Raw genomic sequence first — 13,571 nt, 5'->3', positions numbered from 1 at the left:
AAGGAGATGAATGATAAATGAATCAAGCAGAAACCAAAGGAATTATTTTGTTTCGCAAAGATCATAAAGAAAAGGATATGTTGGTTAAAATTTTTACTGAATCAAGCGGCAAGTTGATGTTTTATGTTAAAGGTGCTCATCGTAAAAATAATCCGTTAACGCCAGCTATCTTGCCTTATACTCAGGCCACCTATATTGGAAAATTCAATAGTGAGGGGTTATCTTTTTTAAATAGTGCGAAGTTTATTCATCCATTTACACATATACAAGAAGACATTTTTGCTGCTGGTTACGCGACTTATATGATGAATTTAGCGGATGCGGCAATTGAAGATAAGGTCTATGACCCTCATCTTTATAGCTTTTTATCGCAAGCTTTAGCGATGCTAGATCAAGGGATTGATGGTGAAATTTTAACCAATATCTTTGAAATTCAAATTTTACAACGATTTGGGGTAGCGATCAATTGGCAAGCGTGCGCGATCTGTGGACAAACTCAAGGAAAATTCGATTTTTCTTCTAAGTATAATGGTATTTTATGCCAAAAGCATTGGGATCGTGATTTAAGACGTTATCATGCTGATCCCAGAGCGATTCATTTTATTCGTCTTTTTTCGCAAATTTCTTATGATAAAATTCATTCAATTGAATTGAAAAAAGAAACAAAGACGCTCATTCGACAAACGATTGATCAATTGTATGAAGAGTATGTGGGTTTGAATTTAAAAAGCAAAAAGTTTATAGATCAAATGCAAAATTGGGGCGATGTTTTAAAACCCAAATAGGGTGGAAACACATATATATAGTTTAGCTACATTTTTTATTTGACAAATGACGCCTTTTGCGACTATTATAGTATTAATAAAATAGTGCGATGAACATTTAAAGGAAAAGAACCATTTCTTTTAGCGAGCTTGGGAAAGTGGGAGCCAGGCAGAAATTCTTTTACCGTAGGCAAGTGGGAGCACAGTAAAAAAGCTGCCGATGATTGAATCGGAAGTAGGGTGGAACCGCGAAATAATCGTCCCTATATCTATGCAAATGCTGTATAGATATAGGGATTTTTTTATTGGCAAAATTGAAAGGAGTCACAAAATGATAAAAAAAATAACATTACAAGAAATGATTTTACGCTTGCAAAAGTTTTGGTCAGATAATGATTGTATGATCATGCAAGCTTATGATACAGAAAAAGGGGCAGGAACGATGAGTCCATATACTTTTTTACGCGCCATTGGCCCAGAACCATGGAACGCTTGTTATGTGGAACCTTCTAGACGTCCGGCAGATGGACGTTATGGTGAAAATCCTAATCGTTTGTATCAACATCATCAATTGCAAGTTGTTATGAAACCTTCTCCAGAAAATATTCAAGAACTCTATTTGCAAAGTCTGGAATTATTAGGGATCGATCCTTTAGAACATGATATTCGTTTTGTTGAGGATAACTGGGAAAACCCGTCGATGGGTTGTGCTGGCCTTGGTTGGGAAGTGTGGCTAGATGGCATGGAAATTACACAATTTACCTATTTCCAACAAGTAGGTGGCCTAGCTTGTTATCCAGTGACCTCTGAGTTAACTTACGGTTTGGAGCGTTTGGCTTCTTATATTCAAGAAGTTGATAATGTTTTTGATCTAGAATGGACAAATGGTATTAAATATGGAGAAATCTTTAAACAACCTGAATATGAACATTCACGTTACTCTTTTGACTTAAGCGATCAAGAGATGTTATTAGATAATTTCGATAAATTTGAAAAAGAGGCAAAACGTTGTATTGCAGACAGTTTAGTGCATCCAGCTTATGATTATATTTTAAAGTGTAGCCATAATTTTAATTTACTTGATGCCAGGGGTGCAGTTTCTGTCACTGAACGAGCAGGTTATTTAGCTCGTATTCGTAATATGGCAAGACAAGTAGCTAAATTATTTGTTGAAGAACGTAAAAAACTTGGTTATCCATTATTGGATCGTAAAGAAGCTGAGAAGTTACTGAAGGAGGAAGACTAAATGACGGAAAATTTACTAGTTGAGATTGGTTTAGAAGAGATGCCAGCACATGTAGTGGATCCTAGCATCTTACAATTTGAAGAAAAAACGAAACAATTCTTACAAGAAAATCACTTGGACTTTGCTGCAGTAAACTCTTTTTCAACACCTAGACGATTAGCTGTACAAGTGATTGATTTGGCAGAAAAGCAAGCCGATACGAAAGAAGAAGTCAAAGGTCCTGCCAAAAAAATTGCACTGGATGAAAATGGAAACTGGAGTAAAGCTGCGCAAGGCTTTGTTCGAGGTCAAGGAATGTCAACAGACGATATTTATTTTAAAGAAGTCAAAGATACAGAATATGTCTATGTTACCAAGCATACGGTAGGAAAAAACGCACTAGAGATATTGCCTGCTTTAAAAGGGGTTATTACTAGTTTAACTTTTCCGGTTACCATGCATTGGAATAAATTCGAATTTGAATATATTCGTCCGATTCGTTGGTTGGTCGCGCTACTAGGTGAACAGGTCGTACCTTTTGATATATTAGATGTTTCAGCAGGGCGTACTACTTATGGTCATCGTTTTTTAGGAGGCGCTAGCTCATTAGAAAATGCTGATATGTATGAGGAAAAATTACAAGAACAATTTGTCATCGCCAATCGTTTTAAACGACAAGCAATGATCAGTCAGCAAATTCAAGAAATCGCAAATCAACATCAATGGCAAATTGATGTTGATGAAGACCTATTAGAAGAAGTAAACAACCTGGTTGAATATCCAACAGCATTTGTAGGAGACTTCGCGGAAAAATATTTACGACTACCCGATGAAGTATTGATTACTTCTATGAAAGAACATCAACGTTATTTTGATGTAAAATCGCAGGATGGAAAATTATTGCCTCACTTCATTTCAGTTAGAAATGGGAACCAAAATAAAATTGACAATGTGGTAAAAGGCAATGAAAAAGTTTTAGTTGCGCGTTTGGAAGATGCGGAATTCTTTTATAATGAAGATCAAAAATTATCTATTAAAGAATGCGTAGAAAAGCTGAAAAATGTCACTTTCCATGAAAAAATCGGTTCAATGTATGAAAAAATGCAGCGGGTTCAATTAGCTGCTAAAGTTATCGGTAAACATATCAACTTATCAGATACAGAATTGGCTGACTTACAGCGAGCAGCCCAAATTTATAAATTTGACCTGGTTACCAATATGGTGGACGAATTTCCTGAATTACAAGGAATTATGGGAGAAAAATATGCTTTATTAAAAGGGGAAAAACCTGCTGTAGCACAAGCGATTCGCGAGCATTACATGCCAATTGCAAGCGAAGGAGAATTGCCATCTTCTAATATTGGAGCGGTATTAGCGATTGCTGATAAATTGGATAGTCTATTTTCTTTCTTTGCTGCTGGGTTAAAACCAAAGAGCTCCAGCGATCCTTATGCTTTAAGACGACAAACTTATGGTATTGTACGAATTTTAGCTGCAAAACATTGGTCCTTTCCTTTTACAGTTTTACAGCAAAAGATTGAAGAAATGGTTAATCAAAATGAAGAACTTTATGGCATACATTTAGAAGACTCAGCATCTGAAGTGGGAAATTTCTTACGAGGAAGATTGCGTCAATTCCTATCTGCACAAAATTTTCGTTATGATGTCATTGATGCCGTAATTGATGCAAAACAAGAAGATATCCATCAATTGATTGAAGCAGCGAATACTTTGAAAAAACACTTAAATGACGAAGATTTCAAGTCTTCTATTGAAGCTTTGACTCGTGTGATGAATTTAGGACAAAAAGATCAAAGTGAAAACGAAATCGATCCTACTTTGTTTGAAAATGAAGCTGAGCAGAACTTATACCAAGCAGTTAAAACTGTTGAAGAACAGTTTGTGTATCAAACTGTTGAAGAAAATTATCATGCTTTAACACAATTACGTCCATTGATTGAAGATTATTTTGATCAAACGATGGTAATGACAGACAATGAAAAAGTACGTAATAACCGTTTAGCACAATTAAGGAAAATCACGCAAATGGCGATTGCTGTAGCTAGTTTGAATGATTTAGTAACAAAATAAATTAAAAAAGAGGATCGCGCCGACTAGGTAAAACTGTTTGGCGCGATCCTCTTTTTGTTAAACCATATAAATTAATTTCAATAAAAATGGAATATAAAGTAAGTATAATAAGACTGAATAACCAAGGCTTGAAGCTGCAAACTCTTCATCCGCATGGTAACTGCGGGCTAATATAGGTATCGAATTTTGTACAGGCATAGCAGCTTGGATCATAAATACTTGCAACATCAAAGTAGGAACGGTGATCCATTGTCCTAATAACCAGACGATCAAAGGCGAAAAGATATAACGTCCTAAAAGTACGCCGATGATATCTTTATTTAGCTTGAGGTTTTTGATGCCATGAAAGTAAACGATAATCCCTATAGCAAACATGGAAAGCGGCGTGGTTAAATTGGCTAAATAAGTACCAAAATCGGCAACAAATTCTGGAACCTTGAAATTTAACAACATCCAAACTAATCCGATCAAAAAACCTAATAAAGCAGGAGAAAAAACTTTCTTTAGTGCAACCAGTGGATGGAAAGTCACAGTTGCTTCTTTGATATTTGGCGCGTCGTGAGCAATAAGATAAACGCCTAATGTCCAAAAAATCGTCGTATTTACAATATAATATAATAAAACATAAGGAACAGCTTTTTCGCCGAAAATTGCTAAGTTTATCGGTAAACCAATAAAAATGGTATTTGAACATGTAAAAATGGTAGCAAAAGTACCTTCACGACTTTTACTAACATGAGCGAGTCGGCGATAAATCAAACTAACTACTAGTGTAAGAAGCATGGAAAGAACGGGGATGATCATCCCTTTAAAAAGTGATAAAAACTCTTCCTTAGAAAAACTAGACGTTATCGTCAAAAACATATTAAAAGGTAGCGCTAAGTTTAATACTAACTTGGAAAATATATCGGCTGTGTCGTTTGCAAACCATTGTTTATAAGATAAAACATAGCCAATAAACATCAATAAAAAAATAACTAATATATTCAAATAAGCTTCTAACAATGATTAACCTCCTAAAAAAAGCGAAAGAGGAAGAACGTCTTCCCATTTCGCCTTAATTACATCTATTATTTATGATGTTGCTGCTGTTTACCAGCATTCCTATTTCTATTTTTATTCGCGTTGGTTGACTTATTCGTCGTTTTCGGTTTTTCTTGGCTTGCAGGTGTTACATCTTTTTTCTCTGTAACAACTGTTTTAGGTGGATTTTCTTCCATCTCTTTAGCAATTTGCTTTTTAATGCGTGGTTTCATCAATACATTTGTAATAAAGGTTTGAATACAACCAATAAAACCACCGATGACCCAATATAGTGTAACGCCAGCTGGGGAAGAAAGTGATACAAATACAATCATCATAGGTGAAACGATCATCATACTGCGCATTTGTTTTTTCTGTTCAGCAGGGATACCGATCATTGAAATAAATGATTGGGCTACATAAGCTAACCCAGCGATCGCAACTAACAGTAAACTACGTTCTCCTAGGTTCAAGCCAAAAAAGCTAGAGGATTCAATGCCCGGAGTATAACGAGTAGTAAAAAATAAAGCTGAGAAGATTGGCATTTGAATCAATAAAGGAAGACAACCAATACCGCCAAACATACTAACATTATTTTCTTTATAGACCTCTTGCATTTCCTTTTGGGCTTGCATCTGTTCTTCTTGTGTCGTAGCCTTTTTCATATTTGCCTGTGCCACATCGATTTGCGGTTTTAAATACTGCATTTTTTCTGACTGAAACATTGACTTACGTGACTGGTGGATCATCAAAGGCATTAGGATACAACGTATAATAACGGTTAAAACAATGATCGCCCAACCGAAACCTAAGCCCCAATTGTCAGCCATATAGGTCAAAAAGCTACCTAAGGGATTAACTAAAAAACGGTAAATAAGACCATTCGGGTCAGGCGAACCATCATCCAAGCGTTTGACACAACCGCTTAGTGTGATCATTATCCCGATAAGGCCAGGGGCAAGCAGCCATTTTTTAAATTTACTCATGTGATTTTTCCTTTACTTTCCTTAATTTTGCACAAACTTAACTATACTAAAAAATATTCTTTTTTTCAATGTGCAATAACAAATTAAAGAGGAAAGAAAAGGAAAATTTAATTTGCTATAAACTTTTTACGTTCTTTGATTGAAGGATCATCTTCTACTTGGACATTCGATACACTGCCTGCTGGAGAAGGGGATTCTTTTACTCTTTGGATAAACTGTTCGATTGCGCTATCTTCGCCACAAGCTTCCATGGATACTGAGCCATCCATTTCGTTTCTTACAACGCCCGTAACGCCTAGTTCATCAGCGACCATTTTAGTAGAAAATCGAAAACCCACACCTTGTACACGGCCTTCAACTTGAATTCGAACTTTTCTCATGATACATTCCTCCTCTTTTGATTCTATCATAGCGTTTTTTTTAGGAATGGACAAGTAAAGCAAATTTTTGTGTTATAATATTTTTGAGGTGAAATCGTGAAAGAGATTCAAGCGGCAAAAAATAACAAAATAAAAGAATTAAAAAAACTTCAGCAAAGAAAATATCGAAATCAATCGGAAACTTATTTATTAGAAGGTTATCATCTAGTTGAAGAAGCGGTAAAGGCTGGTGTTGAAATTAAAGAAGTCTACCTTGATGAGCGCGGCTTAAAATTATGGCAAGATTGGGTTAAGCAACACGAGCTTGATTATTATCTACTTTCCAATGAAGCGATGAATGCTTTATCTGAACTTCCTACACCGCAAGGAATGATTGCCTTAGTTAAAAAAGAAGAAAATACTCCGGCTGATTTTTCTGGAAAGTGGCTCCTTTTAGACAATGTCCAAGATCCAGGAAATGTTGGTACAATTGTGCGTACGGCAGATGCTGCCGGTTTTGATGGTATTTTTCTAGGAAAAGGGACAGCTGATAGGTATAGCGGAAAAGTTTTACGTAGTATGCAAGGTAGTCAATTTCATTTACCTATTTTTAGTGGGGCTTTAGAAGAGGTCATTCCTGTATTCAAAAAGCATGCTAGTAAAGTTTATGGGACAGCTCTGGATCCCTTGGTTTTATCCTATACACAAGTAAAACAAGAATCATCTTTTGCACTTATTTTGGGCAGTGAAGGCCAGGGTGTTGCTGAAGAAATTCTACAAATGACTGACCAGAATTTATATATTCCTATATATGGTAAGGCTGAATCCCTTAATGTAGGTGTTGCAGCGGGAATTTTGATGTATTCATTTGTTTAATAGGTTAAGGAATTTTTAAAATTAAGCGTTTTTTTTGGCAAGTTACTTAGTTTGTGAATAAAGATGTGTTACATTAGTAAGTGTAGATATATAAAAGTCCAGAAAAGGTGGCAATCAATTTATATGAAAATAGCTTGGCAAGAAGATCCGGAATATGTATCATATGTAGAAGATTTGCTTGAAACACAAGAAGTTCAAAAATTAGGAGAGTTTGTGCAACACAGACATTCAACTCGTTTAGAACATTCCATTAGCGTTTCTTACAATAGTTATAAATTAGCAAAAAGATTTAATGGTGACGCTAAAGCTTGTGCTCGTGCTGGATTGCTACATGACTTGTTTTATTATGACTGGCGTACAACCAAGTTTGATGAAGGAACGCATGCTTATGTACATCCACGCATCGCTTGTAAAAACGCTGAAAAATTAACTGAATTAAATGATATGGAAAAAGATATCATTATTAAGCATATGTTTGGCGCAACTATCGCACCTCCACGTTATAAAGAAAGTTATATCGTGACAATGGTTGATAAATATTGCGCTGTACAAGAAGCAAGTCTTCCAATGAGTGAACGTATTAAACACCGTTGGAACACTACATTTAAGAAAAAACAATCAGTATAGAAAAAACTTGGGTTTGAAAAATCAACCCAAGTTTTTTTCGTTTTATTAGAGGCAACTCTACCCAACTTGCCACCAATATAGAAAAGATTGGAGGCAATTCTGCAAACTTGCTCCCAATAATTCGCGGATTGGAGGGACATTGAGAAAGTTACCACCAATAACTCGCAGATTGGAGGGACATCGAAAAAGTTGCCACCAATAACTCGTGGATTGGAGGGACATCGAGGAAGTTGCCCCCAATAACTCGCAGATTTGCAGATTGGAGGCAACTCCACCAAAGTAACCTCCAATAATAGAGTATAAATTACGAAACAAAATGCGCTATAATAGATAGCAATAATAAAACTGAAGCAAGTAAGCTAATGATGGTAAAATGTAATTTTCGTTTCATGGCAATGATCGCAATAAATTCACGTAAAAAAGCATTCGGAAGATAATAGAATGCTGTTTTTGCGCCGATACCTTCTGCTTTTAGATGAGCCATCCTTGCAAAGATCCCTGCACGAAAAATATGGTAATTATTGGAGGAAAAGATGACTTTAGGCGCTTGTATATCTGCGCGATCGATAATTTCTTTAGAATATTGCATATTTTCCAGTGTTGTTGTCGAATTTGTTTCAATTAAAATATCATCTTCTGGAATACCTTGTTGTAAGGCATAATCTTTCATTGCTATAGCTTCAGCGGTTTTTTCATCGGGACCTTGTCCGCCAGACATAATGAATTTAACCAAGTGGCGTGTGTATTTGCGCTGTTGGTAATAAAAATCAATGGCTTTATGAATACGATTTGCCAGTAAAGGAGAAACCTTTGTTCCTTGAATTAGCCCTGCCCCTAAAACGATAATAAAATCCTGATCATAACTTGGTTGATTAAACTGATATAAAAGTGAAGCACTAAGAAAATTCAAAAAGGCAAAAACAAAGTAAAAGAACATCATAGGTAAAATAGACAATAAGATAGATGCCCAGTCTGGTAACATTTTAGCGATGAATGAATCATAGATCAGCCATATTGTCATTACGACCGCTAAAATCAAGGTTAATAGATTTGCCAATGAGTGTGATTCACGTTTGATGACTACCAAAGCATTCCAGTAAAATAAAATCATCAGTCCGACAAAACCAAATAAACCAACAAGCACAACGAATACTCCTACTAAAAATATAAGGGCAAAAACGATCACATCTTGTGTAATTAAAAAATTATAAAGTAAATAAATGCCAAAGCTAGCTATAAATAAATTCAACAGGAAACCGTTGAGTACTCGTGCTTTTTCGCGATGGTACATCCAAGAAAAAAGAACAAAAAATAAGGCAGGAATGGTAAAAAAATAACTTTTATCCTGTATTTCTGTAATTCCTAAGTAAATAAATAAATAAAAAAAGGACCAGTAGATAAATTTAAAAAAAAGATTGGAACTATTGCTTTTTTTATGTTGTTTTACAAGGATAAATGCGAGCAGTAAATAAGGCAATATAAACCAGGGGACATACCAAAAATTCATAAATTTCACTCCTTATAGCCATAGTATAGCAAATTTTTTAACGATATACCTTTAATATTCGCTCAATTCTCAAAAATTCGTTACAATAAAGAGAAGAAAAAAGAAGGAGATGATTATTTGGAACTTGGAGAAGTTATCCAAACAGCAAAACCAGCTTTTGTTGTGGTCGGCAAGGAAGGACAAGGACCAGCAGAAGACGGAACAAATTGGGTATCTGAACTTTGGAAAGCAGTATACCAAGATTTAGATGAATTAGATACATTTATCGATAAGGAAGCTGAAGAAGCCGATTTATGGGGCTTAATGTCAGATAGCAAAAATTGGCTCGAACCTTGGCAAGAACAAGGTAAATATCTAGCTGGTATTGAATTGCCTGCAGATATTCAAGTACCTGAAGGTTGGCAATACTGGGAATTGCCAGCAATGGAATATCTAGTTGTCAAAACTGACGCGCCTAATCTTGAACTTATGACGCAAAAAATGTTTGAGGAAATTTTACCTGGCGAAGATTACCAACTAGTAGGTGCTATTCAAGAACATTATCTACCAGAATTTGCAGCAGGAGAAGTTGAACTGTATTTTCCCGTTAAATTTTTATAAACATGAAAAGGGCAGCGCTTGATAAAAGCTTCTGTCCTTTTTTATTCATAAAAAAATGAACGACCTCTAGTAATAGGCCGCTCAATTCAATGATTAATTATTAAAAAAGTTTTTGATATTTCGCCAAGTTGTGGTAAAAATATTGGCTTTTTCTGTTCCTTCAGTTGTGATAATAGCACTGTTGGAGCTTTTTTTAGCTTCTTCATTATTCAAATAACCTAAATCGTCATCTTCAACCTGAGCTTGCACATTACCAATATCAGTTCCTGCTTTTACCGGCGCCTGTACTTCGTTGTTGTTTAGAGAACTTTGATAGGAAACATCCTCAGTTGTTTTATCGCTAGGCAACCATAGTTTGATCTCATCTTGTACGGCTACTGGCAGTGTTTGTTTCTTTCCTTGAGGAACATCAACTGAAGCTAAATCAGGAATTCGATCATTATCAGTCAATAATGTTTCTTGTTTCCAATGGTCAAATGTATAGTCCATTAGCTTGCTGGTTTCATCAAAACGAGCAGATTCATTTTCGATATCATCATGATCTATTGCATTTAAAACCACAGTAATGATTCGTTGTCCATCCTTTTCGATTGTTCCTACAAAACAAGCACCAGCTAGATCGGTTGTCCCCGTCTTTAATCCATCTACGCCGTCTTTTTCCGCCAGTAAGCCTGGCAGCATTTTATTGAAATTTTCCATATCAAAAGGAGTAGAAGTTCCCTGACCAAATTCTTTTTCAGGGATTTTACTAACCTCTAAAATATCCGGAAAATCTTGTAATAAATTTCGAGCAACAGTGGCTAAATCTCGTGCTGATAACTCATTTTCATCTTTCTTGCTAGTTCCCGGGTAAATATTGTCACCTAAAAACTCATTGGAAAGCCCTGTACTATTAACGATTTTAGCATCAATAATACCCCAATCTTCGACTTGTTGACGCATTTGTTCAACAAATTTTTCTTCTGAGCCAGCTACTTTTTCTGCTAAAGCAATCGTAGCGGCATTGGCTGACTCAATAACAGCAGCTTCAAATAAGTCCTGTACTGTATAATGCTCATCCTGGCTCAAAGGAACATTAGAAAGTTCGAGGTTTTCACTTAATTCAGCTACATCGTCTGAAATTGCTACTTCATCGTCCCAAGAAAGCTCGCCATTTTGAATTGCATCTTCTACCAGATATAAGCTAATCAATTTTGTGGTAGAAGCGATTCCCATAGCTTTGTCACTATTTTGTTCATAAAAAATCTTACCCGTGTCAGCATCGACTGAAATTGCTGCTTTGGCTCGAATATCTAAATCTTCGGCCGCAACATTGGCAGTAAAAATTGATGAAAAAAGTAAAAAAATAATTCCCATAACAAAGGGAATAAAAAGTTTCTTATTCATGAATGAATCTCCTTTAGTTTAATCAAAATGAATTCTACCAAAAGTTAAGGGAAGATTCAATTAAAAAAGAGCTTAAAGTATTTACTTTAAGCTCACAAATCATGTTCATTATGTCTAACGGGTGCTTTTTCTAAAGCTTCTTCTTGTAGTAACTGATAGCTAAGAAAGGCAAAAGCAGTTAAAATTCCACTGAGTCCGGCAACAGATAGTAAAGATAAAATAGTTGCTAACATATCGATCTCCTTCTTTCTTTTTCTTTCTAAGTCCATTATAACAAATTTTTATTAAATATTAGATGATTTCGCTTAGAAATTTTTACGTAGAAAGTTGGAAGATATGGTAAACTTTTACTAGCAGGTGATGAAATGAAATATGAACATATTCAACTCGCTTATTTTTTGGAACGGAAAAATCGTTTTGTTGCGAGTTGTCGTTTAAAAGAATCAAATGAAATCGTTGATGTGCATGTAAAAAATACAGGACGTGGCAAGGAAGTATTGTTGCCTGAAGCAGTGGTTGCTTTAAATTTTTTGCCAAGTACAAAAAGAAAGACGGCTTATGATTTAATAGCAGTAAAAAAGCAAAATCACTGGTATAATATAGATAGTAGTGCACCCAACGAAGTAGTATTTAGTGCTTTGCTCAATCAGACCATTGTTTTACCAGGTTTAAATGGAAATATTAACTTAGTTAAAAGAGAAGTAAAATATGGGCAGTCCCGTATTGATTTTTATTTTGAAACAGATAAAAAAGAAAAAGGACTGATTGAAGTAAAAGGGATGACACTAGAAAATAAACGTGTCGGCGCATTTCCTGATGCACCCACTGCACGTGGCTTAAAGCATGTCCGTGAATTAATACATGCGCAAGAAAAAGGTGAGCATTGTTATGTTGTTTTTATTGCACAGTTTGCTAATATTGATGTGGCAACCATTCATGAAAAGATGCAACCAGAGTTAAAAGATACTGCAGATACAGCTATAAAAAAAGGCGTACAATTTCTTTGCTACGCTTGTCATGTAAATGCTACACAGCTTGAAATCACTAAAGAAGTGCCATTTGATTTAGAAGCTAGTTTTTGTGACCCACTTGAATAAAATAAAGAAAGAAGGAATGACGATGATTCATTTAGGAATTATAGGCACCAACTGGATTACTCACCAATTTGTACAAGCGGCTCTTGCAACTGGAGAATATGAGTTGACTGCTGTTTATTCTAGAACTTTAGAAAAAGCTCAGGAATTCGGAAAAGAGTATGCGGGTACTAGAGAATACAAAGATGACTTGACAGACTTTTTTGCCTTAGAAGAAATGGACACCATCTATATCGCTTCTCCTAATAGTTTGCACTTTGTACAAGCGCAACAAGCAATTGCAGCAGGTAAAAATATTATTGTAGAAAAACCCGCTTTTTCAAACCCCAAAGAAATGGCGACAATTATTAAACAAGCCAATGAAAATCAGGTGTTCTTTTTTGAAGCAGCTCGGAATATACACGAAGAAAGTTTCAAAAAGATGAAAGAATTCTTGCCTACGCCTAATCACATTATCGGGGCTAATTTTAGCTATATGAAATATTCTTCTCGTTACGACTTAGTATTAGAAGGAAAAGAACCTAATATTTTCTCACCACATTTTTCGGCTGGTTCGTTAGCGGATTTAGGCGTTTATCTAGTTTATGCGGCATTAGGCTGGTTTGGCATGCCTAAGGAAGTTCATCATTTTGCCCGAAAAATTCAAACAGGAGTCGATGGTCTGGGGATGATCATTTTACGTTATGAGAACTTTGATGTGTGCTTGCAACATGGTAAAATCGGAGAAGCCCATTTAGCTTCCGAGATTTATTTTGACGATGGTACGCTTTGGTTAGATGCAGTAAATTCGATCAATCAAGCACGTCTATATAAGCATACAGATGATGGTGCGCCACTTGAGATCGAAGTTTCTGCTAAAGAAAATCCGATGATAGAAGAGGCAAGAGATTTTGCTGAAATTATACAAAATCCTGATAATGAGGCTTATGGAGAAAGATACGAAGAGTGGGTAGAATTGGCGCGCAATGTAAATCAAATATTATACGAATTAAGAAAACAAGCAGGTGTCGTTTTCGATGCCGATCAAGAATAG

Annotated in this window: 14 protein-coding genes; 8 read left to right on the top strand and 6 right to left on the bottom strand. The window is 35.6% G+C overall.

The annotated features are described in order from the left end of the window. The first annotated feature begins 17 nt into the window (after positions 1-17). The 3 genes from recO to glyS all read left to right on the top strand — a co-directional run bounded on the left by recO (position 18) and on the right by glyS (position 4,080). The gene (gene recO, locus AC806_RS06600; protein WP_014125059.1) at positions 18-785 is read left to right on the top strand and encodes a DNA repair protein RecO; all 768 of its coding nucleotides are present in this window, start codon (positions 18-20) and stop codon (positions 783-785) included. Positions 786-1,095: 310 nt separating this feature from the next. After that, positions 1,096-2,010: a glycine--tRNA ligase subunit alpha gene (gene glyQ / locus AC806_RS06595; protein WP_014125058.1), complete on the top strand. Its 915-nt coding sequence runs from the start codon at positions 1,096-1,098 to the stop codon at positions 2,008-2,010. Then, the gene (gene glyS, locus AC806_RS06590; RefSeq protein WP_061839962.1) at positions 2,011-4,080 is read left to right on the top strand and encodes a glycine--tRNA ligase subunit beta; all 2,070 of its coding nucleotides are present in this window, start codon (positions 2,011-2,013) and stop codon (positions 4,078-4,080) included. It begins immediately after the preceding gene. A 57-nt stretch (positions 4,081-4,137) separates the two neighbouring features. Here glyS and AC806_RS06585 read toward each other — a convergent pair whose 3' ends face one another. The 3 genes from AC806_RS06585 to AC806_RS06575 form a co-directional block, all read right to left on the bottom strand. Then, positions 4,138-5,085 (bottom strand): AEC family transporter, encoded by a 948-nt coding sequence (locus tag AC806_RS06585; RefSeq protein WP_069029018.1) that lies wholly within the window; start codon positions 5,083-5,085, stop codon positions 4,138-4,140. 65 nt (positions 5,086-5,150) lie between these two features. Further along, on the bottom strand, positions 5,151-6,089 hold the full coding sequence (gene yidC / locus AC806_RS06580) for a membrane protein insertase YidC (RefSeq protein ID WP_069029017.1): 939 nt from the start codon (positions 6,087-6,089) through the stop codon (positions 5,151-5,153). Positions 6,090-6,196: 107 nt separating this feature from the next. Further along, positions 6,197-6,469, bottom strand: coding sequence for an acylphosphatase (locus AC806_RS06575; RefSeq protein ID WP_014125054.1), 273 nt, complete (start codon positions 6,467-6,469; stop codon positions 6,197-6,199). 96 nt (positions 6,470-6,565) lie between these two features. On the opposite strand from AC806_RS06575, the gene AC806_RS06570 reads away from it, so the two are divergent. Beyond that, positions 6,566-7,324, top strand: coding sequence for a TrmH family RNA methyltransferase (locus tag AC806_RS06570; RefSeq protein WP_069029016.1), 759 nt, complete (start codon positions 6,566-6,568; stop codon positions 7,322-7,324). A gap of 123 nt (positions 7,325-7,447) precedes the next feature. Beyond that, positions 7,448-7,951, top strand: coding sequence for an HD domain-containing protein (locus tag AC806_RS06565; RefSeq protein ID WP_061840846.1), 504 nt, complete (start codon positions 7,448-7,450; stop codon positions 7,949-7,951). Between the two features lie 304 nt (positions 7,952-8,255). Here AC806_RS06565 and AC806_RS06560 read toward each other — a convergent pair whose 3' ends face one another. Beyond that, positions 8,256-9,458: a YdcF family protein gene (locus tag AC806_RS06560; protein ID WP_069029015.1), complete on the bottom strand. Its 1,203-nt coding sequence runs from the start codon at positions 9,456-9,458 to the stop codon at positions 8,256-8,258. Between the two features lie 117 nt (positions 9,459-9,575). On the opposite strand from AC806_RS06560, the gene AC806_RS06555 reads away from it, so the two are divergent. Continuing rightward, positions 9,576-10,058: a GyrI-like domain-containing protein gene (locus tag AC806_RS06555; protein WP_061840844.1), complete on the top strand. Its 483-nt coding sequence runs from the start codon at positions 9,576-9,578 to the stop codon at positions 10,056-10,058. Positions 10,059-10,151: 93 nt separating this feature from the next. On the opposite strand, the gene AC806_RS06550 is transcribed toward AC806_RS06555, so the two are convergent. Both AC806_RS06550 and AC806_RS11870 read right to left on the bottom strand, forming a co-directional pair. Continuing rightward, the gene (locus AC806_RS06550) at positions 10,152-11,444 is read right to left on the bottom strand and encodes a serine hydrolase (protein WP_014125049.1); all 1,293 of its coding nucleotides are present in this window, start codon (positions 11,442-11,444) and stop codon (positions 10,152-10,154) included. A gap of 92 nt (positions 11,445-11,536) precedes the next feature. Continuing rightward, positions 11,537-11,677, bottom strand: coding sequence for a hypothetical protein (locus AC806_RS11870; RefSeq protein WP_155982960.1), 141 nt, complete (start codon positions 11,675-11,677; stop codon positions 11,537-11,539). A 132-nt stretch (positions 11,678-11,809) separates the two neighbouring features. Between AC806_RS11870 and sfsA the strand changes: the two genes are divergently transcribed. Both sfsA and AC806_RS06540 read left to right on the top strand, forming a co-directional pair. Further along, positions 11,810-12,541, top strand: a complete 732-nt coding sequence (gene sfsA / locus AC806_RS06545) for a DNA/RNA nuclease SfsA (RefSeq protein ID WP_069029014.1) — start codon at positions 11,810-11,812, stop codon at positions 12,539-12,541. Between the two features lie 22 nt (positions 12,542-12,563). After that, positions 12,564-13,571 (top strand): Gfo/Idh/MocA family protein, encoded by a 1,008-nt coding sequence (locus AC806_RS06540; protein ID WP_014125047.1) that lies wholly within the window; start codon positions 12,564-12,566, stop codon positions 13,569-13,571.

Source organism: Tetragenococcus halophilus (assembly GCF_001712815.1).
Taxonomy (GTDB): Bacteria; Bacillota; Bacilli; order Lactobacillales; family Enterococcaceae; genus Tetragenococcus; species Tetragenococcus halophilus.
The sequence above is the reverse complement of the archived record's forward strand: the minus strand, read 5'-3'. Positions and strand labels throughout refer to the sequence as shown.